The organism is Corallococcus praedator, assembly GCF_003612125.1.
Lineage (GTDB): Bacteria > Myxococcota > Myxococcia > Myxococcales > Myxococcaceae > Corallococcus > Corallococcus praedator.
The window spans coordinates 1-436 of the sequence record NZ_RAWI01001088.1; the positions used below are offsets into that span (position 1 = coordinate 1).

The 436-nt window shown below is 58.0% G+C and carries 1 pseudogene; it reads left to right on the forward strand.

The annotated features are described in order from the left end of the window. Window positions 1-124: 124 nt before the first annotated feature. A pseudogene (locus D7Y13_RS43130) lies at window positions 125-436 on the forward strand (NADH-quinone oxidoreductase subunit D); the annotation flags it as partial.

The window sequence follows — 436 nt, forward strand, 5'->3', positions numbered from 1 at the left end:
CCCGATAATTACGACGACAGGTTGGCTTGCATTTTGGGGGCCGGCTGTGGATGGTGGCGTTTGATTCACGGACTTTGTGAAAATTTTCACAAAGCAGCCCGGGGTTCAAACTTTAAACCGAAAAATGCCCACGACTTTCGAGCAACCCGACACGCTGGCCCGCAGCCTGCAAGGACTTCAAACCGCGCAGGAAGGCGGGGAGCTTCTCGGAGAAACGCTCACGTTGAACATGGGGCCGTCGCACCCGTCCACACACGGGGTTTTGCGAATCGTGCTCGAACTCGACGGCGAATTGATCACCAAGGCGTGGCCCGACATCGGCTACCTGCACCGCGGCGACGAGAAGATCGCGGAGAACATGCAATACAACCAGTTCGTGCCTTACACGGACCGGCTGGATTATCTGGCGCCGCTCGCGAACAACGTCGCCTACGCG